This is a genomic window from Alkalimarinus alittae (genome assembly GCF_026016465.1).
In the GTDB taxonomy this organism is placed as follows: Bacteria; Pseudomonadota; Gammaproteobacteria; order Pseudomonadales; family Oleiphilaceae; genus Alkalimarinus; species Alkalimarinus alittae.
Genome location: NZ_CP100390.1, coordinates 3,182,981 through 3,206,555, shown reverse-complemented (window position 1 = coordinate 3,206,555; position 23,575 = coordinate 3,182,981). Strand labels below are relative to the sequence as shown.

Sequence of the window (23,575 nt, the reverse complement as noted above, 5' to 3'; positions counted from 1 at the left end):
TGTTTATTTTTATCTGATTTATAGATCTGAGTTGCCTGAGTTCCAGTTGGGGTATTTTATTGTTGAAGCTGATTTAAGTTGCAATAACGACTGTGTTTCTTCCTGTGCCCTTTGCTATATAAAGTGCCTTATCTGCATCCTGTATGACATCATCTGCTGAATGATGCGTTTCTTGTTTTTGAGCGACTCCAATACTGACTGTAATATTGACGTTTCTCTCCCGTGCCGTCACGACACCGCGAAGCTTTTCACCTATTTTTTTGTTGCGGGTTCTTTCTTGGTTTCTCAGTGTCATTTGATAACGGGATATGCTTTCTCTTAGTTTATTTAGGTAAGGCTCTACCAGATCTAAATTTTTATTAGGAAAAAGTATTGCAAACTCTTCACCCCCATATCGGTAAGCTAAGCCACCAACACCTACTTTTCGTATTTTGCTGGCTACGAGTCTGAGTACCTGATCGCCAGTATCATGACCGTAGGTATCATTAAATTTTTTGAAGTGGTCTATATCGATCATCGCAATGGCGTAATGTTTGGTTAATGTCCCCATTTTCTCATCAAGCGCTCTGCGGCCAGGCAGAAGCGTTAACGCGTCTACAAATGCAAGGTCATAGGCGCTTTGTATTAACGAGACGAATAGCGCTAGAAGAAGTGCTGAAAACAATACTGTAGAGATATCAGCCACCGCAAAGTCATAGAAGATAGCATTGCCTGTTAGCCATGCCGCTAATAATGCAGTTTCAGTCGACGTTCTTTTCCAGAGGGTTAAGGCCAGTAAGACAATACCACTTCCAAGCTGAGATAGCAGCAATCCTAGACTTAGCCAAGTTCGTTGCTGGTCTTGAGTGGTGATATAAGATTCAATAGCGAGGTGTAATGCGTCTAGGTTGCTATCTCGCACTAAGACCCAAAGTATGAGGTAGCTAAGAATGATGACTAAAAGACGGCTAACGCCCCATCTCGATATGCTGCCTCGCTCTCGGTAAAGGCCAGTTAAACAGAGGTGCCATGAAAACAGAATCGCATTGCCGATAAAGAGTAGTTGGGTTGAACTTTCACTAAAGGGTTTCTGCATACCATTTTGAATAAAGGCATAAGCAAGGCAGGCATTGATCGCCCCAAGTGCAAGGCGACTTCGGTTGAAAATTAGCGATACTAATACCAATAAGGCGCTCATTAAGTAGGGCAGGGATGCGTGTATAGACTTGCTCCATTGGTCGGCCCAATCGAACTGCAGCATCAAATATGCGCAGGCAACGATAGAAAAAGGCACTAGTCTCCAAAGGTATTTAATAATAGCAGTCACGGTAATGGTCTGGCGTGGCAAAAAGTCTGCTAATAATAGCGTTTATTACCCGTGAAGGTAAGTTGCCGAAAAGTAATATTGAGTCGGCAAAGAAGGTTTAGTGCTTTTGACGTTTTTGTGACAGCTGTCTGATGGTTGTTGAGGTTAGGTAGATACAAGCAATAAATACGGATATACCGGCATATATAAGAATATGCTCTAAATTTCCAACGATGAGAAACTCAATACTTAGCATCGCAATAAGAAGGCTTGAGGCGATCCCTAGTGATGTGAATATAGTATTCAGTAATCCAGTGTTGCGCGGCATATTTTCCTCTGCTTATTTCATAAAGGCGCTTTGAGTGAAAGACCTGCTTTAGGGTCAACACCTCTATTCAATTGAGATACCATAGTAGCCTTACAAGGTATTTGGGTGAATGCGTAATATTACTTATGGGTAAAAATGAGTGTATAGGGTGAGCAACATGGCTGTTTTTGCTAATGCTTATCGGTGCTTACTGCTATAAAGTGGCCGTGGGAAAATTTATAATGTGCTATTGTGCTTGATTTGATCGATTTGCGAGGCTATGTGAAAAGTATTGGTTCTGTAAAAAATATTGCTATCGATATTGCTGAGAAGGCTTTATGGAGTGTTGTCAACACAGCAGAAAGAAAGTTGTTTGGTGATAACTTCATTATATCGAACCTGACGCCTTACGATGTTATTTATCGCGACAGAATTATGTCCGTAAGACACTACCTCCCATTAGAAGATGCCAGCATTACCATTGGTGATGATGAGTTAGATGTAGCGTCTGTGCGTCACCGAGTGCCTCTAGTGCTAGTACCTCCTTTAGCCGCTACTTCGATGATATTTGACCTTATGCCTCATAGGAGTGTCGTACGCTATTTTTTGGCTAAAGGGTTTGATGTCTATTTGATTGATTGGGGCCATGTGACAGAAGCGGATAGTGATCTGTCATTGGAAACATATGTTCTTGAGTGGATGCCTGCAATAATGCAGCAGGTTCGAAAAGTAAGTGGGGAGCAGGATGTTTCAATTTTCGCCTATTGTATGGGGGGGCTTTTGTCGCTGATGTACGCAGCAGTTTCTGGTGATAAAAATATTAAAAATATGATAACAGTAGCAAGCCCGATTGATATGCATTCAAGCGGTGTTGCTGGTCGAGTGCTTTCCACTATATACCGTCCTGCGCAAATGGTTTCACAGTTAATGAATATTTCATTGCTAGATTTGCCCGCTAAATATTTGCATGTACCGGGCTGGGTGAACTCTCTTGCTTTTAAGTTAACGAGCCCGGTGGGTAATGTGGTTAATTATGTCGAGATGCTAATGAATATGTGGGATAGAGAGTATCTCAAAGAGCACTTAACCATGAGTCAGTGGTTTGATGATATGGTTGACTACCCAGGCGAAACAATTAAAGACATGGCCGTCCATATGATGATTAACAATCGGATGGCAAAAGGGACGATGACGATTGGGAAACAGAAGGCAGAATTTAAAAAAATAAACTGCTCAATTTTAGCCTTTGCGGGAGATAACGATACCTTGGTGAGTATCAGAGCGGCGCGAATGGCGTTGGATATTGTATCGTCAGAGGATAAAGAATTCTGCGTAGTGCCAGGTGGGCATGCGGGTGTTTTTGCTGGCGGAAAAGCCCCCGCAAATGCTTGGGCTATTAGTGCTGACTGGTTGGCAGAGCGTTCTAACTGATGTCCATTCTTAAAGAGTGTTTAGTGCTGTTAAAAACGATGAGACTATGCCTCCCCTAGGAGGGTAAAGTAAATGGTAACGAAATGAGTTGCTAACTTTACACGGTGTAACAATATATTGACGCATAACCGTAAAAATGTGATCGAAATCCCGTCCTCTAATGGTCTCGATCACAGTAATTAATCCCTTCCCATATTATAGTTACAACCATTGAAAGGCAGAAATTTAATAATTAAACGTTAGTTGAATAGAGTCTTAGGTGGTGGTCATGATAGTTAAAATATTTGCTCTTCTTTTAGCTGTAAATTTGTTTTCGGTAATGGCGAATGCAGAGGCGTCAGAGCCTAGGCACCTTGGTCAAATCGAATACTATAGCAACTTAACAGGTGACGATGAGATTTTGATCGAAAAAGGGCTAAGTAAAAGTGATTGTTTATTAAGAATCGCAAGTATGCTCGGAAGCCAATGGTTTAATGATAGTATCGAACTTAAGCGTTTAAAAAACGCAAGCGATGAGTCGATCACTTCAAGTTATCCTTACAGCTTTAAAGAAGCGATTGCTCAGGCAAACTACGGTTTAGATATGGGAAGTGACGAACTGTCGATTTCTATGAAAATAAAATTTTAGATCATCTCGTTTGTACCTTTCGGCAATAACGGCTCATTTTTTCAACATTTAGCTAACTACATCTAACACGTTTTAACCCTTCGCATACTTCAAACCCAGAACGCTCTTTTACTTTTTCTCGCCTTAACGGCCGGTTACCAAATTAATAGTGACCTGACACCTTTAGAGTGATTTGATTATCGTCAATCATTAACGGTGGGCGATGGGTCATACTCTGACTAATATGATATGATTTTTACCGCTTTTAATGATTATGTTGATAGCATAAAAATAAGATAAGCAAAGGGGAAAAAGATGACAACGGCACCAGTAATTCACAATGATGTGGAAAAATGCGTTGACGCAATTATTGAAAAGATAGGCAAGGACATTAAGTTTGGTATGCCGTTGGGGCTCGGTAAGCCCGTTCATCTCGTTAATGCGCTTTATAAGCGTGCGAAAGCTGACCCTAGTATAAAACTTGTGATTGCTACTGCGCTTTCATTAGAAAAACCCGCTGCAGCACCAGGGCTTGAGAGTAAGTTTATGGGGCCTTTTGTTGAGAGGCTTTTTGGTGATATACCTGATCTTGAATATATGGTCGACTTAAGAAAAAAGGCCTTACCCCCTAATGTTGAGGTGACTGAGTTTTTCTTTAAAGCAGGTGCTTTTTTGAAGGATGATAAGCAGCAGCAAAATTATATTTGTACTAATTACACGCATGCCGTACGAGAGTTAGTGGCGCTAGGTGTTAATGCGGTCTCTCAGATTGTAGCAAAAAAAGAAATCAATGGTGTGCCTAGATATAGTTTAAGTAGCAACCCAGATACATCATTGGATCTAGTTCCGATTTTGAGGGAGCAAGAGAAAAAAGGGCGAAAAATAGCGGTTATTGCCGAAGTAAATAACAACCTTCCTTTTATGGTTAATCATGCAGAAGTAGGTGAGGATGAGTTTGACCTTATCCTTGAAAACCCTGTGTACGAATATCCATTATTTGGCGCGCCAAATATGGCTATTATGCCTGCTGACCATATGATTGGATTTAACGCCAGTACACTACTAAGAGACAATGGAACTCTGCAAGTAGGCATTGGCTCTTTAGGGAGCGCCCTCGTATATAGTGCTATTCTTAGGCACAAAAACAATGCGTTATATAACGAGATTATGGATGACTTAAAGTTGGAGGAACGGTTTCCAGTGATATCTGAGTTAGGCGGTCGAGGTACTTTTGAAAAAGGGTTGTATGGCTGTAGTGAAATGATGGTCGATGGTTTTATGCATTTGTATAAAGCGGGAATCCTAAAGCGAGAGGTGTTTGATAATGTTGATATTCAGACGCTTCTTAATGAAGAGAAGATTACTCAAAATGTTTCACTGAGCACACTCGATGCATTAGTTGAGCAAGGCGTATTGCCTACAACACTAAGAGCAAAAGATATTGAGTTTTTAAAGCAATATGGAATATTTAAACGCTCGGTGGATATGAAGGGCGGTTGCTTGCTAGCAGGCGATCAAACAATAGACCCTACGCTTGAGGATGACAACAATCGCGCGCTGATTGCAGAGCATTGTCTTGGTGATAAGTTAAAAGGCGGCATTGTAATGCATGGTGGCTTTTTTATCGGGCCAAAAGATTTTTATCAAGACCTTCGGGATCTAACGCCAGAAGAAAACGAAAAATTCTGCATGACCAGTGTGAAGTATATTAACCATTTATTTGATCATGAGTTTGGAGATCAGAAACTAAAGGTCGCCCAGCGGCAAGATGCCCGTTTTATTAACTCAACTATGATGTATACCTTAGGCGGAGCCGCTGTTTCTGATGGTCTCGAGAACGGGAAGGTGGTCAGTGGTGTAGGTGGTCAGTATAACTTTGTCGCGATGGCGCATGAGATTGATGATGCTCGCTCAATTCTTAATTTGAAAAGTTATCGGACAACCCCGAGCGGGCCGAAGTCAAATATAATGATGAGTTATGGTCACTGTACGATCCCAAGACATTTGCGAGATATTGTTGTGACTGAATATGGCGTTGCCGACTTGTTGAGTAAAAATGATCAGGAGGTTTATATAGAGCTTATTAAGATCTCTGACTCCCGATTTCAGGATGAGCTTTTAAGCGAGGCTAAAGCGGCGGGGAAAGTTGCAAAAGATTATCAGCTACCTGACATCTATCGGCATAACACGCCAGAAAAATTGTTGGCCACATATAATAAATACAAAGCAAAAGGGTTGTTTGATCCCTTCCCATTTGGGTGTGACTTTACGCAAGAAGAATTGCAGATTGGTAAGGCTCTTAAGGGATTAAAGGCTAAAACAGCTACTCGCAGCGGGCTATTGAAATGCATGTGGGAGGCAATAAAAATTAATATGGTGCCTGAGGAATTCTCTCACTTAATGGATAGAATGGATATGAGTGACCCGAGCAACTTTAAGGCAAAACTGGAGCAAAAGTTACTTGTTTCAGAATTGATTGCGCAAAAAACCTAGTAGGGTTACTAAGCTTTAATCGTCGGGCCTAATTTATATTGCACGTTGAGGCTGTCACTTTTTGAGTGGTGGCTTTTTATTTGGGCTAATAATAAATTGGGGGTAAAGGGGGATGATAGGATAAACTACCGTTTTTGTTAATATTAAGTCCTGTTATGGAGGCCAAATGTCAGATTTACCTAAAGTGTATTCAATTAACTACAATCTTAGAAATGCTCAAGGTGCGATAGTTGATACTTCGACAGGAGGTGAACCACTGACGTTTTTAGAGGGGACTGGACAGGTAGTAAAAGGCGTTGAGAAAGCGCTTGAGGGGCGGACTCCTGGCGATGTTCTTGATGTCACTGTACCGCCAACGCTAGCGTATGGCGAGCACAATCCTGCTCATTTGCAAGAAGTCTCTAAGTCACTTTTTGATGGTGTCGAAGATGTGGTCCCGGGTATGAAGTTTCAAACCAATACAGGCGAACAAACGCAGGTGATCAAAGTTGTTAAGGTTGAAGGGGATTCAGTCACCGTTGATGCCAACCATCCTTTGGCGGGTTTTACTTTGTACTTTGATATTGAGTTATTGGCTGTGCGTGATGCCACTGAAGAAGAAGTACGCTTAGGCTACCCTGTTTTAAATACGTAAAAATCGATAAAGCCTGTAGTTGAAAAAAGTAGAAAATTGTTTCTTTTGATATTTTCATGTAAATTTTCAAACAGCATGTATAATTGATATAAGAATAGGGAAAAATGGTTCCTTTTTCGTAACCTGTATTACAGTTCGACCTTCAAGGTTGATTGATTTGGTTAGGTGATGAATCGGATTTTAGGGATGATTAGAGCGCTACTCAGATAGTTAGTTACTTTAGCTATTGTTATTGACCTGATGATATAAGAAAAAAGAGAATGGATGTCATAGAGCAGAATGAGTCATGGCGCATCCTCATCGTAGAAGATGATGAGCGTCTAGCAGACCTTACAAAAGAATATCTTGAAAGCAACGGGTTAGTGGTCTCTGTAGAGGGCAACGGCGCCCTTGCGGTTGACCGGATCAAAAACGAGAAGCCTGACTTAGTGGTGCTCGATTTGATGCTGCCAGGAGAAGATGGCCTTTCTATTTGTCGCAAGGTTAGACCGTATTATAACGGCCCAATCCTTATGTTAACTGCGCGTACTGATGACCTTGATCAGGTTCTTGGTTTAGAAATGGGCGCTGACGACTATATGTCTAAGCCGGTTAGACCTAGAGTGCTGCTTGCGCGGATTAGAGCGCTGTTAAGGCGTATAACAGATCAAGCCTCCGGTGATGGTGCAGGCGGTTCAGATTCGTCGGGTGGAGAAGAGCCAGTGCGTCTAGTGTTTAATAACTTGGTCGTTGACAGATCAATGCGTGAAGCATGGTTAAATGACGAAAGTATTGAGCTTACCAGTGCTGAGTTTGATTTACTTTGGCTACTCTCGAGTAGCGCAGGCACAGTCCTTAGTCGCGAAGAGATATTTACTGCGTTAAGAGGGATTGAGTATGACGGTCAAGATCGGTCAATCGATGTTCGGGTGTCTCGAATTCGTCCTAAAATAGGCGATGACCCTGTTCATCCTAAGCGCATTAAAACAGTTCGTAGCAAAGGTTATCTCTTTGTAAAAGAAGCATAATCATAGGTAGATGTTACCGAAGCTAGGCCGTGTGCTAGTTTTTGTGATTTCAATGATTGTGTTGTGATGAGTTCATTGACGATAAGCCCTGTTTAATAGTGTAACGACAGTGATTGCTTAGACTCTTGGATTATCAAAGGGATAGCTGACAAGCGGGATTTAACAACTGTGAACAGGCTTTTTTTAAGAGTATATGGAGGCTTGCTACTTGCTTTAATGGTAGTAGGCCTTTTTTCTGTGTTTATCTATACCTCAATTAACCTCGTTCGAAATGAACATCATCGGGTTATTATCGCTTCCCCTGTATTTGATTGGCTTGCAAAGCAAGACATTGAAGTATTGGATGACCTGTTCTCTCGTCCCGCTGTGTCGGCAATAGGCCACATTAGTGTTGACCAATCAGATAACCATGCATTCTCTTCGGTTGAATTAGAGCGTTTAAACTATAAACAAGTCCTTGTTGTGAGGGACGCGTATGGTTATAAGGTTGCGCGTTATCTTGATGTCGTAAATGGAGATCTAAATATTCTAGTAGGGCACTTCCCAGACTTATATTTAGGCGTTAATCAGCTGACTAGTTACCTTATTGTAGAAGCGCTTAACGAACGCTCTCTAGATAGCTTATCAGCGGAGGCGTTAGAAGAATCATTATCTGAATTAGCGCAAAAATTTGGTGTTCGTATTGAACTGGCGCAAGGAGAAGAGGGTGTTTTACGCACCGGACTATTAGGGGCTGCGAATGAAAATGGGTATTATTTTTACCCAGGCAGTCAAGATGCTTCAGCTGTTGGGTACTATAAGTTAAAAAATGGGGATATATATCGCTTTGACTTCCCTGAAAATTACAGTGCTATATCTTGGCCGCTTATATTAACACTGTTACTCATTGCGATGGCGGGTGTAGGGTTAGCGGTATATCTGCTTATTGTCTCGATTGACCGTCGTTTGAAAAGCCTTGAAACTGTGGCGACTCGTATTGCTCGTGGTGAATTGGATGCCAGAATGGGGGCCGGCCACCGAGACGCTATAGGTCGATTAGGTGATTCGTTTAATAGTATGGCTGAACATATCCAACGATTGGTTGCGGTTCAAAGAGAGATGATTCATGCGGTATCACATGAGTTGAGAACACCAGTGGCAAGGATTCGTTTTGGTGTACAGATGATAGAAGACTGTACTAGCGAGGCGGCGCGGCATAAACAGCTAACAGGTATTGATTCTGACATCCAAGAGCTAGATGAACTGATTGATGAAATTTTAACATACGCAAGGTTGGAGCAAGGCGGCCCAATTTTAACTTTTCAGGATGTGGATGTAAGAGAAATTGTTGAGCAGGTGGTGTCTGAGCAGAGCGGTGTTAAGCCAGATATGATCATCGAAGCAGCGTTTGAGGAAGGCTCTGAAAATTGGGGGCAGTCTGATGTTGAGTATCGTTATATACATCGTGCAATCCAGAATTTAGTAGGAAACGCAACGCGATATGCTAGCTCAACAGTTAAGGTGCATTGTTCATTTGATGAAGACACTTGCCGTGTAGATGTCGAGGATGACGGAGCCGGAATACCTGATAGTGATTGGGAGAAGGTATTTACACCGTTTGCGCGACTGGATGACAGCCGAACTCGTTCGTCAGGGGGGTATGGTCTTGGTTTGTCTATTGTTAGACGTATCTTATATTGGCACGGTGGTCAGGCATTTTTAGGGCGCAGTGAAATGGGGGGGGCTAAATTTAGCTTGGTATGGCCAAGGCGCCAATTGAAAGACTAGCACTTCAATTGGCAACTAATAACTAGTAACTGAGTAGTGTTTATTGGTTAAGCTATTTTCTGGCCGGTTAGGTTTGTGGAGTCAGCGAAATAGCTCTCTAAGTTACTTACTTCCTTCTGACTCATTATTAAACCCAGCTTGGTTCTTCTCCATATAATGTCTTCTACTGATTTTGCCCATTCATGATTCACAAGATAATCAACCTCATTTTGGTAAAGGTTAGACCCAAAATTTATACCCATATCCGCGAGTGATGTGCAGCCTCCAATAAATTTAAGACAAAGAAGCCCATAGCTTTGGCTATAACGGCTAAGTAGTTCTTTTGGTAGCCATGGATGAGCCTCTTGAATAACGCCTTGTATCGCTGAAAGGCTTTGAGTTGCTAGTGTGGCACCAGGTAGAGGCGTCTCTTTGGTCCACTTTCCGCTGATCGTTGTAAAGTATGGCGAGAGCTTGTTCATTGCCGCCTCTGCCAGCTTTCGGTATGTAGTTATCTTGCCGCCATAAATGGAGAGCAAGGGAGCTTTGCTGTTATCGTCTTCTAGCGTTAGCGTATAGTCTCTGGTCATTGCTGAAGGGTCTGAAGACTCGTCATCACAAAGAGGTCTAACACCCGAAAAGCTGTGAACAATATCCTGTTTGCTAATTTGAGCAATAAAGTGTTCATTTACGATATTGATCAAATATTGAATTTCATGGTCGTCTATAGAGACCTCTGAAGGGTCACCGTTGTACTCCTTATCCGTTGTTCCTATCAGTGAAAATTTATCATGGTAGGGGATGACAAACACAATGCGTTTATCAGTATTTTGAAGAATAAACGCCCCCTCAAAATTGTGAAGCGTTGGAACGACAATATGGCTTCCTTTAATAAGGCGGATATTGCGGCTAGGTGTTTGGTTAATTTGATCGGTAACTAGTTGACTCACCCACGGCCCGGCTGCATTGATGAGCGCCTTTGCAAAAAGACTATATTCTTCATTTTTGCCTACATCCAAAAGAGTTATCTCCCAAACCCCTTTATCCTCAGCTCTAGTTGCTTTTACTAGCTTGGTACGTGTAAGAATTTTGGCGCCATTACGGGCAGCAGAAATCGCATTGGTGATTACTAAGCGAGAATCATCGACTGAGCAATCATAATATTGGTAGCCTTTCTTAATGCTCGCTTTCAGAGGGCTTTGATGTTTGAACTTAAAAGATTTAGTCGATGGGAGAGTGTTTCTCTTAGTCAAGTGATCATACATGAACAGGCCAGAGCGAATCATCCAACCTGGACGAAGGTGTGGCCTGTGGGGTAGTGTGAATTTAAGTGGTTGAACTAAATGAGGCGCATTACGAAGGAGTGTTTCTCGTTCAGCTAGCGCTTCTTTCACAAGCCTGAATTCATAGTGCTCAAGGTATCTTAGGCCGCCATGAATCAACTTGCTGCTTGCAGATGACGTGGCAGAGGCTAAGTCGGCTTGCTCACACAGCGTGACTGATAGGCCTCTGCCTGCAGCGTCAGCAGCAATACCCGTTCCATTGATACCGCCACCTACGACTAAAATATCTACTGTGCTTGAGCTAAGACTGATCACTTTAAAGATTCCTTTATGATATTTTATTTTCGAAAACGAATATTTGTTTTCGAAAGTATAAAGATAGAATATGTCGTTTACAAATATATTTGCTCATTAATTAACGTTTGATGTGACAGTTTGCACGCATTTAATCGGTCATGTGACGCATAGAAAGGGAGGGCAAGTGGAGGGGCCCTCCTCAGGTAAGAGGGCGCTTAGCGTGCAGGGGAGGGTGTGTTGAGGGTTGTTTTAGTGTGTTACAGTAAGCTCGACACCATGCTCCGCTAGTATGCCTGATATTTTTTTAGGCGGTGTTTGACCTGTGAATAGGTGAGATGCTTGGCTGATGTTCCCAAGGCGAATCATTGCATTTCTGCCAAACTTCGAGTGGTCTGCAGCAAGAAAAACTTGTCTTGCGTTTTCAATTATTGCTTGGGCAACCCTCACTTCTTGGTAGTCGAAGTCCAGTAGTTCTCCATCGTCATCAATACCGCTAATACCTATAATGGCGAAATCAACTTTGAACTGTTTAACAAAGTCTACCGTGGCTTCACCGATAATGCCGCCATCTCTATTCCGAACTGCTCCGCCAGCTATAATGACATTAAAATCTTCTTTCGAGCTTAATATACTGGCAACGTGTAGGTTATTGGTAATAATGGTAAGGCCGTGATGTTTCAATAAGGCTTTTGCGATAGTCTCTGTTGTGGTTCCAATGTTGATAAACATAGAAGAGTGATCAGGGATTTTACTGGCTATGGCTTCACCGATACGTGTTTTTTCTTCTAGGTTTTGTATCTTTCGATCACTGTAAGCTGTATTCAGTGTGCTGGAGGGGATGCCAGCGCCACCATGATATCGCTGAAGAAGCTTTTCTTGATCGAGTTGATTAATATCTCTTCGGATCGTTTGAGGCGTGACTTGAAAGTGCTGAGCCAAATCGTCGATAGTGACAAATCCACGTTCAGCAACAAGCGCTATAATTTGTTTGTGTCGAGTTTCTTGTGCCATTGATTCTGCTCTAATTGGTTGTTATAGCGGCTAGTATTATGACTCAATTCAAATCTTTTTTCAGTGGTGGTTTCATAAAAGGGTATATAGGGATAATATGTTCGCAATCGAATGTACAGATGGAACGTGTAGCTAAATGATGACTAACGAATATGGAATAAACAGACTATGACTCGGTATTTACTAGCAATAGATCAAGGGACTACAAGTTCTCGAGCAATCGTCTTTAGTCAGGCAGGGCATGCTGTTGCTTCGGCGCAGCAAGAGTTCACGCAGCACTTTCCTCATGATGGGTGGGTGGAACATGACCCGGAGGATATATGGACCTCTACCTTAGATGTTTGTAGAGACGCTATTGCGAACGCCAAAATTGATGCTTCAGATATAGCGGGGATAGGTATAACCAATCAACGTGAAACAACACTTGTTTGGGATCGCGAGACAGGCGAGGTTATTTACAATGCCATCGTCTGGCAAGATCGCAGAACGGCAGATACGTGTGAAAGGTTAAGGTTAGATGGCTTTGAAGAGCTTGTGGTGCAGAAAACGGGGTTATTAATTGATCCTTATTTCTCGGCGACTAAAATAAGCTGGATTCTTGACCATGTAGAAGGTGCGCGTAAAAGAGCTGAGCAAGGTATGTTAGCATTTGGCACTGTGGATTCTTATATATTGTGGAAGCTTACAGGTGGTAAGAGCCATAAAACTGATGCGACGAATGCATCTCGTACTTCGTTATTCAATATTCATACTCAGCAGTGGGATGATGAGCTATTAGCGGCCTTTAATGTACCGCTAACGATGCTGCCTGAGGTTTTGGATAGTAGTGATGACTTTGGTGTTTCAGATGCTGAGTTACTGGGAGCGCCTATTCATATTTACGGTATAGCGGGAGACCAACAGGCCGCCTTAGTAGGGCAAGCTTGTTTTCAACCTGGTATGGCCAAAAGCACTTATGGAACTGGCTGTTTTTTAATGCTGAATACAGGAGATAAGACGGTTAGGTCTGAGAATCGGTTGTTAACAACGGTGGCCTATCGGATTGACGGTAAACCGACTTACGCGATAGAAGGGAGTATTTTCATTGCAGGAGCCGCTATTCAGTGGCTTCGAGACGGCTTAAAGCTAATTGGTTGTGCGTCTGAAGCAGAAGCGCTGGCGCTTGAGTCTGGCTCAGATAACCCTGTTTATCTAGTGCCTGCTTTTACGGGCTTAGGAGCACCTTATTGGGATCCTCATGCTAGAGGGGCTATTCATGGGTTAACCCGTGACACAGGTATTGCCGACATTGTTACCGCAGGCTTGCAGTCTGTTTGTTATCAGACAAAAGACCTTGTTAGAGCGATGCAAAATGATGGTGCATGCTACAAAACACTTAGAGTTGACGGCGGAATGGTCGTTAATAATTGGCTTGTTCAGTTTTTGTCAGATATTTTGTGTGTGACGGTTGATCGGCCTAAAATTACTGAAACAACCGCTTTAGGTGTTGCCTATTTGGCAGGGTTAAAAGCAGGGCTGTACAAAGACCTTAATGAAATATCGGCTCTGTGGGAGTGTGATCAGCGCTTTGAGCCTAATATGCAGCCTGAAAAGCGCGAAAGGCTGTATTCAGGCTGGTTAGATGCTGTTGAAAGAGTTAGATAGTCAGGTTACTGTGATGTTTTAGAAGAAGGTTCTGACCACTGGAATGCAATAAGGTGGTCAGCTGCTAAGTTAATGTTGATCTGGTCGCCAATGTATAAGTCTTGGTGGCTTGGGAAAAGACCTTCGATAACAGCGCCAGACTTGAGCTCTAATCGGTATAAAGTAGATGTGCCTGCAAATGTTTTGCTGATAATCTTACAACTTAACGAAGCACTAGGGTCGAATACAATATCATCAGGCCTGATCAGAATATCAACGCCGCTACCGGCTTCCCAATTATAGGCTCTGTTTCCTTCTATCACCCCTAAATCTGTTTCAAAGGACTCATGGGATATTAGCTTACCCTTAATAAAACATCCCTGACCAACAAAGCTAGCAACAAATCGATTAACGGGCTCGTGGTAAAGGTTGTAGGGGGTATCCCACTGTTGAATGATACCGTCTTTAATCACGCCGATTTGGTCGCACATAGCAAACGCTTCGTGTTGGTCGTGTGTGACTAATATTGCCGTCATGTTGAGTGACTTTAAAATGTCGCGAATATCTAAGCTCAGGCGCTTTCTAAGTTCAACATCAAGGTTTGAGAAAGGCTCATCAAGCAGTATTAAAGAAGGTTCAGGAGCCATCGCTCTTGCTAGGGATACTCTCTGCTGTTGACCGCCTGAAAGCTCATGAGGGTATCTATTCGCTAAGTCCGAAAGGTTAACAAGAGTCAGCATTTCAGCAACTTTTTCTTTACGTTTCTGGCTTGATAGCTTATGAAGCCCGTAGCCCACATTCTGTGCAATGGTCATGTGAGGAAATAGCGCATAATCTTGAAACACCATACCGACAGGTCGTTTTTCTGGCACTACGTTGTGGGTTTCAGAAGATATGATGTTGTTTTGAAGTGATATAGAGCCGCCGCTAACGGGATGAAACCCTGCAATCGCTCTTAGAATAGTGCTTTTACCACAGCCACTGGGTCCTAATAGGCAGCCAATGTCGCCCTCATTAAGACTAAGTGAGAGACCGGCTATGACATCTTGTTCGTCATAGCGGCATGTTAAATTATCAATTTTTAGCAGTTGAGTCATGAGAAAACGGGGTCTTCATGAAATGGTGATGTCACCGGTATTTAAGGTCTACATGTCTCTAGCTATTGCAGAGAAGGAACTCTAGCAATGCTTTTTGAGCATGAAGTCTATTTTCTGCTTCGTCCCATACTACCGCGCTGTTATGGTCCATCATGCTCGCACTAACTTCCTCACCGCGGTGAGCGGGTAAGCAATGCATAAATAGTGCATCGCTATTGGCATGAGACATGAGCTCTGGGTTTACTTGATACTCTTTAAATATAGCGGCTCTTTCATTTTGCTCTTCTTCCTGACCCATTGAAGCCCACACATCGGTTACAATTAAATCGGAACCCTTAACTGCTTCTGCTGGGTTTCGAATCAAATTAACACGGCTAGCATTTTCGTCCATTAGTGCTTTGTCAGGGTCGTAACCAAGTGGTGAGGCAACTATTAGCTCAAAGTTATACTGTCGAGCGGCGTTAATGTATGAGTTACACATGTTATTGCCGTCACCTACCCATGTTACTCGCTTACCTTCAATTGAGCCTCTATGCTCGTGATAGGTTTGCATGTCGGCCAGTAATTGGCAGGGATGAAAATCGTCGGTTAATGCGTTAATGACAGGTACTTTTGAATACTCAGCAAAGCGCACAACTTTTTCATGTTCAAAGGTTCTGATCATGATGGCGTCTACCATCCGAGATAGTACGCGTGCACTATCTTCGATTGGCTCGCCTCGGCCAAGTTGAGTGTCGCGTGGCGATAGAAAAATAGAACTCCCACCAAACTGAGCCATACCAGACTCGAAAGAGACGCGAGTTCGGGTTGATGATTTTTCAAAGATCATCCCGAGTACTCGGTTTTTAAGGGGCTCGTATATTTTCCCCTGCTTATGCTCATTTTTTATTTCAATTGCACGCAGCGTGAGTTTTTTGAGTTCTTCTGGAGTGAAATCAAGTAGCGTTAAAAAATGTCTCAGTGCCATGGGTCTAGTTCTCAATTTGGTATACGTTTAACGTGGAGCTTGTCTCTCGTCTGCCGCGTATAGCTTGATTATTTTAACAACAGATTCCGCTAAAAATTCGGCTTCTTGGTCGGTCATTGTTAATGCGGGTAATAGTCTAATTACCTTTTCTGACGTTACATTGAGTAGCAACCCTGCAGCTTTGGCGAGAGGAACTAGCTCAGGGCAGGGAGCACTCATTTCGATACCTATCATGAGCCCTTTGCCGCGAATAGATGTTACATAATCAGCGTTATCGAAGTTTTCTTTTAATATGGTCGTAATTTTATTTCCTAGCGCTTGTGCTCGCTGGATTAAGTTATCTTGTTTAATCTGCTTGATCACGGCTAACGCTGCGGCACAGCCAAGCGGGTTACCCCCAAACGTGGAGCCATGTGTGCCTGGCGTAAATACCTCAGCAGCAGCACCTTTGGCAAGGCATGCGCCGATTGGAAACCCATTCCCTAGCCCTTTAGCGGTTGTAACTACATCAGGTTGAATGCCGTAGTCGCTGTAAGCAAAATAGGTGCCTGTTCTTCCATTACCTGTTTGTACTTCGTCGAGCATCAGTAACCAGTTTCGAGCGTTACAAATTTCACGAAGGGCGCTCATATATTGTGCATTCGCTACTGAAAGTCCGCCTTCACCTTGAATTGGCTCTAACATGACTGCCACAACGTTGGGGTTTGATTTAGCTACATTTTCAACAGCTTGAATATCATTAAATGGAACACGTATAAAACCACTTACCAGTGGTTCAAAACCTGCCTGTACCTTACGGTTGCCAGACGCGGTCAATGTTGCCATTGTTCGCCCGTGAAACGCATTTTCCATGACGATAATGGAAGGCGTGGCAATTCCATTCTTATGACCATAAAGTCGTGCTATTTTTATGGCTGCTTCATTAGACTCTGCGCCAGAATTGGTGAAAAATACATTATCCATTCCGGAAATATCGCAAAGCTCATTTGCGAGAGCTGATTGTATAGGAGAATGGTATAGGTTTGAGCAATGCACTAATCTGCCGGATTGATCTTTAATTGCCTGAGTGACAGCTGGGTGAGTATGGCCTAATCCGCAAACAGCTATGCCTGTAAATGTGTCAAAGTACTTGTTGCCGTTTGTATCATATAGCCAGCAGCCTTCTGCATGCTCAAAAGCAATCGACAGACGACCATAGGTATTCATTAAGGGTTGTTCGGCCATAACTATTTAATTCCAGGTTTCAGGCTATTCCATAAACGCAAAAAGGCAGCGATAGCTGCCTAAACGACAATTAATCATATCGATATTTCGTCTAGTTGGCAATAACTCGCCTGCTATGTGTTCAGGTGATAAGGGTTTTTACTGGGGGTTGTTAATATGCGGCTTATCAAAGACAGACGTTTCGATGGGGTGATCGAAACACCTCATAGATGTAAATCAAGATAATAGTAGAGCATTCTAGTCGGATATAGAAAAAAAGAGTAGAATGGTTCATAGAAATTTATAAGTGTTTCTTTATTGTTTTGTTTTCCTGATTTGGAGGTGTAGCTATGGATGTAATGGATACGATTAAAGAGCAAATTGAAAGTAATGATATTTTGCTATATATGAAAGGCACTCCGCAAGCACCTCAGTGTGGCTTTTCCGCTAAAACGGTTCAGTCTTTGATGGCCTGTGGTGAGCGATTTGCCTATGTGAATATTCTTGAAAATTCAGACGTTAGAGAGAATTTGAAAGTGTATTCAAACTGGCCTACATTTCCTCAGCTATATGTAAAAGGTGAGTTAGTAGGTGGTTGTGATATCGTTCTTGAAATGTACGAAAGTGGTGAGTTGAAAGCGTTAGTGAAAAAGGCTGCTGAGTCTGCTTCAGAAAGCTAATTGTACTGTTAAGTTAAAAACCACGCTAAATAGCGTGGTTTTTTTTGCTTAAAAATAAGTGCAGGGTAGATATATAGATAAATATGCGGCTAATGAGAGGAGATAGGTTTGTATCTAATTGAGACGGAATACCTAAAACCGATAGACTTATCTGATGCTGGTGGGACGGGGTATGGGCTGGCGTCTAAAGCGATTTTTCTGACAGCCTTATCAAGGGCTGGATGATCGCTAGTTTCTTTCACTAGTACGTTTCTAATGGTTCCATTTGGAAAAATGACCAGTTCTAGTGTCACTAATCGGCTTTGATTAAGTTTGCTTATAATAGGGTAGAGTTGGTCTTGATATTTTGAGTGGGTTAATTTTTTTCGTAACTGTTCTTCATAAGGCGAAATCTGTGTTCGCTTGGGGTCGCTAGAGATCTGAACGATGTCGGTTTCAACTTCTTGTTGCTGAAATAGGCTTGAAATTTCAGTGAACGATTTCGATGCCGCCTGACTTTTACTCGATATGGCTATATCTCTTCTAACGTCAGGCAAGTCTGTTTTAACTTTTGGGATAAATATGTTTTCTTGCTTGACTGATTTTGACGACTGATTAGGTGTCGTTTTGTCATCGATTCCTTGATTTTTGTGCTTGGAGGAAACATCTCTAGCTGTGCTTGTGCCGGTAGTAGTGATGATTTCTTTTGCTGCGTTTAGTGATTTTTCTTTATTTAATATTTCTTCTGCTGTTTCTTCAGGTGTGTTTGAAGCGGTGTTGGCGCGAGTTTGTATGGCTGAGCTTGTCGCTTTTGAAGAAAGCGTTAACTGTATCGGTATTGTTTTTTCAACGTCTAAGTTAGGCAGAAATTGAAATAATGCTATGCCCAGCATGGTGTGAAATACGATAGCGATAGAGATAGCAAGAGAAATTCTGTAGGGGGATGAGCTATTAAAATTTCGCATAAATAGCATGTAATAAAAGCCACATCGTTAAATTGATGTGGCTTTTATTACTTAAAACGACTCTCTAAAGGGGTTGTTAGGCTGTAGCGCCGGACATCTTTCTAAGATTGCCCATGACGGAGTTCATTGCTCGATCAACTAGAAGTCCTTGCTCTAAAACCTTGACGCGTCCTCGTCTCATTTCATGGGCTAACTCTCGTCTGGTCTTCTCGACCACTTTAAGCCCCATTCTATTTACAAAAATCAGGCAGTCTGCATCATCAATTTTTGTTGAGAGTTTACAGCGGAATTTGCTGCCATTAACCAGTGAAAACTCTATCCAGTTTCCTGCTTCTATGGCATCTACTTTAACCAAATGCTCAGAAATTGCCGCCTCTTCTATCTCTTTTTGCTTTTGGATAGCTGTTTTTTCAATAATTGAAGTGGCTTCAGGTTCGGCTTCAGCAGTGGGTGTGTGGATGTTCTCAGGCTCACTCTTGGCCGCAGCGGAAAGCGATTGCTGTTTAAATGCATCTGTTAGCGCTTTTTTCATCTCTGCCATGGTTTGGTCTAGGCGAGCTGAGTTGTAAGAAACTTCTTGTAGGCCAGACTTCATTTCTTTTAACAGGCTTGGCACTGTTCTTACCCAGCGCTGACGTGCTTTTTCTTCTGTGTGAGGTTTGAGGCACCAGATTAGTTGCTCTAGGGTATCTGTGGTTTGCTGCCAACGATGCTCTTTATCATCCTTCAAATAAGCAAGAAACATCACTCGGCTCCAGCCATTTTGAATAGTTTCTTTAGCAGTAGAAGGGATATCAATAGAGGCCAGCTTAGACTTGATGATCTCTTCTACTGTCTGCTGTGCTTTGTTGGACTTAATTCGACCTTCTTCAGATTCTTTTGTTCTTTGCTCTACAATCTTTGCCTTATGATCTTCCTTCTCGATAAAGCTAGAGAACTGCTGATAGAGTGTTTCGAATATATTTATATCGCCATTAAACTCATCTAAAACAGTATGCACAATGTTATGAATCTGTTCGTAGAGTTTGTCTTTTTGCTTCTCGGATGCGTCATTCCAACCGATTCCTGCTTTAGCGAGTGCGTTAAGCAGTTTGCGGGCGGGGTGGCTATTTTTAGCAAAAAACGACTTGTCTTTGATGACGACTTTTAAAATAGGAATTTGAAGTCGGCTTATTAGCACTTGTATAGGGGCTGATAAGTTGTAGTCTTCTAAGATAAACTCAAACAGCATCGAGACGAGATTGATCAAGTCTTCGTCAACTTGATTTAATGCTGAGCTTTCACCTGAAGCTTTATTTTTTTGCTCTAAAAGTGCGCTTAATGCATCGCGAATATTGATAATAGTTGGTGTTGTATCATCTAGCGTTTGTTGTGGTATTTGCTCTTGTAGTGTCGATAGCATTGATACTAGGTCGTTATCGGCAATGAATTGTACATTTCCGTTTGCTGGGGCAGAGAAACCTGAGCCTGTTTGCTGGCGAACGTTCGCAAGTAGCGATTGTATCTGTGAAAATATTTCTATTCCGTTTGCTGTGTTCTCTAGGTTTTCTGAGTGGGAGCCGCTATCAATAGGGGATGAGGATGAACTACTGCTTCTAGCGGTTGCTCGACTCTTTTTACTCTGGTGTTTTAGGTTTGGAAGAATGCCCGCATCTATTAACTGTTTATTTGTGCGCTCGTAAACATCCCCAAGGTTTGACATAACAAAGCGGTCAAACTGCTTGTATACAATGAGTTTTTCTCGAATATTAATCTCTAAGTTGATGCAGGCTTGAGTGAATGCGCCACATATATGCTCAGGATCTAAAGGGTTTAGGGGTTCGTTGCTGTCAGGTGCGTAGATTGAAGACATTCGTGTTTGAATCTGAAGCAGCTGACCTTGAAAGTTAGCGCGGGCTTTCGTAATCATTGTGTTAGTGGCTACATCTTCTTCGAGCGTGTCTTCTTGCACTAATGAAAGTGTGTCGGCATTAATCTCGTCAAGAGAGTCTTCGGTGTTGAATTGCTTTAGACGAGGAGGGCTCTTGAAAAAATTTGAAAGCGCTAAATGGAAGTGGTTTTCGATTCCTTTACGCTGAATTCGAATTTCTCGCATCGCTTCAAAAAAGCGGTTTTGCTCATTATTGTTTCTTGCTCCGTTTGCTAATTCGAAGAAAGAGTCGTCAATACCGTCGAACATGCTTTGAAGCAGTTCCATGAGGGAGGAAATAGCATCTGTTTGAATGGTCTTCATATCCTTATGAATCGTGTGCGCTAGCCCAGACATTTTATGATCTTTTATATAACTAATGCCAGATTGGTTGTTCATTAAATACTCCCATGGACGACTCTCAACCTGATGATCTTGCCGAGCTCACCAAATGTATTACAGCTTTATGATTATTATTAGTATGCACTTTTATAGTGACTGCTTGCTATAAGTACCTATTATCTATACGTACCTATTATCTATACGTACCTATTATCTATACGTACCTATTATGCTTCTTGATAGTATAGTTCTTAGCAGAGCGTTTTTAAAAAATCAAACTCATATATAGTATAGCAATAAAAAGTAACAAAAAAACACAGAGCTTTGTTAATTGTGCGTGCTTTTTGCGTTTTTTTACAATTTGTGAGCTAGGGCATGTATGGAAACGGTTATTTGGTCGGTGGAGATATCCGTACAGTTTTTACCATATTGTCCTTTATTTGCTTTATTTCCATTTGATGTTTGTGGAGTTTTAAGCAAACACTTGTATCGGGTATTGTCTCTAAGGCTTCAGTAATTAGACCGTTAAGGGTTTTTGGGCCTGATGTTGGTAAATCCCAAGATAGGGTTTTATTGATGGTTCTTATTGTAGCTGATCCGTCAATTATAAAGCTGCCGTCTTCTTGAGGTATGATGTCAGGGCTATTGGATGAGAAGTTGGTGGTGAACTCACCCACAATTTCTTCAAGAATGTCTTCCATTGTTGCAATGCCCATGATGTCACCATATTCATCAACAACGATGCCGATACGCCTTTTTTCTTTTTGAAAGTTCATTAGTTGGGTGTGAAGCGGTGTGCTTTCAGGTATAAAATAGGGGTCTCGGCACTCTTGAAGTAATGTTGCTTTGTTGGGGTTCTCTTGTGATAGTACTCGCGTTAAGTTACGAAGGTGGAGTACGCCTATAATGTTGTTGATGTCGCTTTTATAAACAGGCAGTCTAGTGTGTTGGCTGGATTCAAGTTGATTAATGATGACAGAAAAATCATCCTCGATATCAATGCCTGCTATTTCATTTCTTGGCACCATAATGTCGTTTACAGTTACTTTTTCGAGGTCAAGTATGCCGACAAGCATGTCCTGGTGCTTTTGTGGGATGAGTGCGCCCGCCTCGTTGACAAGCGTTCTTAATTCTTCTCTGCTTAGGTTGTCTGACCCTTGGTCGTTTTGCTTAACTCCCAGCATTTTTAGCAAGCTGTTGGTAATTAAGTTTACGCACCAAACTAGCGGGTATAGCAGTTTTAGTAATGGTGTTAAGATATAGGTGGCTGGAAAGGCGACTTTTTCAGGGTATAGGGCTGCCAGTGTTTTAGGGGTTACTTCGGCAAAAATTAAAATGACAAACGTCAGTGCGGCAGTGGCAATTGCAATGCCTGCGTCACCCCATAGACGAAGTGCGATAATGGTTGCAATTGAAGAAGCAAAAATATTGACGAAGTTGTTGCCAATTAAAATGACGCCAATGAGTTGGTCGGTGCGAGCCAAAAGCTTACTGGCTCTTTGCGCGCCTTTATGACCACTTCTTGTTAGGTGTTTTAGGCGATACCTATTTAATGACATCATGCCTGTTTCGGAGCTAGAAAAAAACCCAGAGAGGATGATGAGTAATAGTAGGAGTAAAAATAGCAACTCAGTTGAGCTTTCGTTCAATGTCGTAGGTGCTCTTGCGGGGTTTAAGTTGAAGACTAAATCTCATCGATAGTACTGTCAAGATTTCTGTCTAATGGTTAAGTTTGTGTTGTTTAGAGTATTAGTTCGATAACTAGTTTGCTTCCGAAATAGCCAAGCATGAGAAATAGGCATCCCCATAGCGTCCATTTGCTGGCTGTAATGCCTCTCCAACCTTTTAGTTGTCTGCCTATTAGAAGTGAGCTAAAGATCAGCCATGCTATGATGGATAGGATGGTTTTGTGAACAAGGTGTTGGGCAAACAGGTCATCTATAAAGATGGTGCCGCTAATGATACCAAGAGTCAGTAGAATGAGGCCGGCCCAGATCATTTCAAATAATAGAGCCTCCATTGTTTGGAGTGGTGGAAGATTTTTAATGAGAAGGCTAGTGTAATTTGTTTTTAGTTGTTTATTCTGTAAATACAGAAGAAGTGCCTGGCCTGCTGCTAGAGTGAAAACGCTATAGGCGAGCACTGAAAGGATGATATGCGACAGTATGCCTGAGTTTTCATAGGTTAAATTTTCTGGATTTGCATCAAAGAGCAATGCGCAAATGATGGTGGCTATCGCTATGGGATAGGCGACCAAAAAAAGATTGTGCGTAGGGCGTTGCACGCTAACGATTAGTAATACGGCGACTATAAGGCTTGCAAATAGCGAGGACGCGTTAAAGAAACTAAGGTCTAAGCCACCATTCAATGAAATAAGCCCATAAGTCATTGTGCTGTGAGCGGCTGCTGCTATTAAGCCTAAGAGTAATGCGCAAAAAGGTTTAGACGGTGTTTTTCGGAAATAGATTAACGCTTGATATGTTGTGCCAAGTGAGTAGAGTGCTATTGATGTCAGCCCGAAAAAAAGTATGTTCATGGTTGTCCGTAAAGGTATGATCAGATACAAAAACTGACTATAGATTACCAGTCATCTGCTTGCGTGTGTACTGTTTCATATCAAAGCTTTTAAAGTTCTTATTGATATCTCTTCAAAGTGTTGTCTCGTTTTGTTTGAAAGTCTCGGTTATAATGGTCGAATCGTAACATTTT

The 23,575-nt window shown here is 42.1% G+C and carries 19 protein-coding genes; 8 read left to right on the top strand and 11 right to left on the bottom strand.

The genetic code is table 11. The annotated features are described in order from the left end of the window. Window positions 1-73: 73 nt before the first annotated feature. A complete protein-coding gene (locus NKI27_RS14545; protein WP_265046757.1) occupies window positions 74-1,273 on the bottom strand; it encodes a GGDEF domain-containing protein in 1,200 nt (399 codons plus the stop codon). A gap of 130 nt (window positions 1,274-1,403) precedes the next feature. Further along, the gene (locus NKI27_RS14540) at window positions 1,404-1,613 is read right to left on the bottom strand and encodes a hypothetical protein (protein WP_265046756.1); all 210 of its coding nucleotides are present in this window, start codon (window positions 1,611-1,613) and stop codon (window positions 1,404-1,406) included. Window positions 1,614-1,844: 231 nt separating this feature from the next. Here NKI27_RS14540 and NKI27_RS14535 point away from each other — a divergent pair, with 231 nt between their 5' ends. The 6 genes from NKI27_RS14535 (at window position 1,845) to NKI27_RS14510 (ending at window position 9,531) form a co-directional block, all read left to right on the top strand. Beyond that, window positions 1,845-3,023, top strand: coding sequence for an alpha/beta fold hydrolase (locus NKI27_RS14535; protein ID WP_265046755.1), 1,179 nt, complete (start codon window positions 1,845-1,847; stop codon window positions 3,021-3,023). 268 nt (window positions 3,024-3,291) lie between these two features. Beyond that, the gene (locus NKI27_RS14530) at window positions 3,292-3,651 is read left to right on the top strand and encodes a hypothetical protein (RefSeq protein ID WP_265046754.1); all 360 of its coding nucleotides are present in this window, start codon (window positions 3,292-3,294) and stop codon (window positions 3,649-3,651) included. A 294-nt stretch (window positions 3,652-3,945) separates the two neighbouring features. After that, a complete protein-coding gene (locus tag NKI27_RS14525) occupies window positions 3,946-6,123 on the top strand; it encodes an acetyl-CoA hydrolase/transferase C-terminal domain-containing protein (protein ID WP_265046753.1) in 2,178 nt (725 codons plus the stop codon). A 166-nt stretch (window positions 6,124-6,289) separates the two neighbouring features. Continuing rightward, window positions 6,290-6,757, top strand: coding sequence for an FKBP-type peptidyl-prolyl cis-trans isomerase (locus NKI27_RS14520; protein ID WP_265046752.1), 468 nt, complete (start codon window positions 6,290-6,292; stop codon window positions 6,755-6,757). 260 nt (window positions 6,758-7,017) lie between these two features. Next, a complete protein-coding gene (locus NKI27_RS14515; protein WP_265046751.1) occupies window positions 7,018-7,764 on the top strand; it encodes a response regulator in 747 nt (248 codons plus the stop codon). A 168-nt stretch (window positions 7,765-7,932) separates the two neighbouring features. Beyond that, window positions 7,933-9,531: an ATP-binding protein gene (locus NKI27_RS14510; protein ID WP_265046750.1), complete on the top strand. Its 1,599-nt coding sequence runs from the start codon at window positions 7,933-7,935 to the stop codon at window positions 9,529-9,531. 47 nt (window positions 9,532-9,578) lie between these two features. Here the strand turns inward: NKI27_RS14510 and glpD are convergent, their stop codons facing one another. After that, on the bottom strand, window positions 9,579-11,105 hold the full coding sequence (glpD, locus tag NKI27_RS14505; RefSeq protein WP_265049530.1) for a glycerol-3-phosphate dehydrogenase: 1,527 nt from the start codon (window positions 11,103-11,105) through the stop codon (window positions 9,579-9,581). 234 nt (window positions 11,106-11,339) lie between these two features. Then, window positions 11,340-12,101, bottom strand: coding sequence for a DeoR/GlpR family transcriptional regulator (locus tag NKI27_RS14500; RefSeq protein ID WP_265046749.1), 762 nt, complete (start codon window positions 12,099-12,101; stop codon window positions 11,340-11,342). A 168-nt stretch (window positions 12,102-12,269) separates the two neighbouring features. On the opposite strand from NKI27_RS14500, the gene glpK reads away from it, so the two are divergent. After that, window positions 12,270-13,745, top strand: coding sequence for a glycerol kinase GlpK (glpK, locus tag NKI27_RS14495; RefSeq protein ID WP_265046748.1), 1,476 nt, complete (start codon window positions 12,270-12,272; stop codon window positions 13,743-13,745). A 5-nt stretch (window positions 13,746-13,750) separates the two neighbouring features. Here glpK and NKI27_RS14490 read toward each other — a convergent pair whose 3' ends face one another. The 3 genes from NKI27_RS14490 to NKI27_RS14480 are packed head-to-tail and all read right to left on the bottom strand — an operon-like array spanning window position 13,751 to window position 17,012. After that, the gene (locus NKI27_RS14490; RefSeq protein WP_265046747.1) at window positions 13,751-14,821 is read right to left on the bottom strand and encodes an ABC transporter ATP-binding protein; all 1,071 of its coding nucleotides are present in this window, start codon (window positions 14,819-14,821) and stop codon (window positions 13,751-13,753) included. A gap of 58 nt (window positions 14,822-14,879) precedes the next feature. Further along, window positions 14,880-15,788, bottom strand: coding sequence for an ornithine carbamoyltransferase (gene argF / locus NKI27_RS14485; protein WP_265046746.1), 909 nt, complete (start codon window positions 15,786-15,788; stop codon window positions 14,880-14,882). Window positions 15,789-15,815: 27 nt separating this feature from the next. Continuing rightward, complete coding sequence (locus NKI27_RS14480; RefSeq protein WP_265046745.1) at window positions 15,816-17,012, bottom strand: aspartate aminotransferase family protein; 1,197 nt, start codon at window positions 17,010-17,012, stop codon at window positions 15,816-15,818. 329 nt (window positions 17,013-17,341) lie between these two features. Between NKI27_RS14480 and grxD the strand changes: the two genes are divergently transcribed. Further along, on the top strand, window positions 17,342-17,671 hold the full coding sequence (grxD, locus tag NKI27_RS14475) for a Grx4 family monothiol glutaredoxin (RefSeq protein ID WP_265046744.1): 330 nt from the start codon (window positions 17,342-17,344) through the stop codon (window positions 17,669-17,671). 89 nt (window positions 17,672-17,760) lie between these two features. On the opposite strand, the gene NKI27_RS14470 is transcribed toward grxD, so the two are convergent. The 4 genes from NKI27_RS14470 to NKI27_RS14455 form a co-directional block, all read right to left on the bottom strand. After that, window positions 17,761-18,615, bottom strand: a complete 855-nt coding sequence (locus NKI27_RS14470; protein ID WP_265046743.1) for an energy transducer TonB — start codon at window positions 18,613-18,615, stop codon at window positions 17,761-17,763. A gap of 76 nt (window positions 18,616-18,691) precedes the next feature. After that, on the bottom strand, window positions 18,692-20,923 hold the full coding sequence (locus tag NKI27_RS14465; protein ID WP_265046742.1) for a DUF1631 domain-containing protein: 2,232 nt from the start codon (window positions 20,921-20,923) through the stop codon (window positions 18,692-18,694). A 332-nt stretch (window positions 20,924-21,255) separates the two neighbouring features. Beyond that, entirely contained in the window at window positions 21,256-22,515 is a 1,260-nt protein-coding gene (locus tag NKI27_RS14460; RefSeq protein WP_265046741.1) for an HlyC/CorC family transporter, read from the bottom strand. 92 nt (window positions 22,516-22,607) lie between these two features. Further along, window positions 22,608-23,402, bottom strand: coding sequence for a cytochrome C assembly family protein (locus tag NKI27_RS14455; RefSeq protein WP_265046740.1), 795 nt, complete (start codon window positions 23,400-23,402; stop codon window positions 22,608-22,610). Window positions 23,403-23,575: the final 173 nt, after the last annotated feature.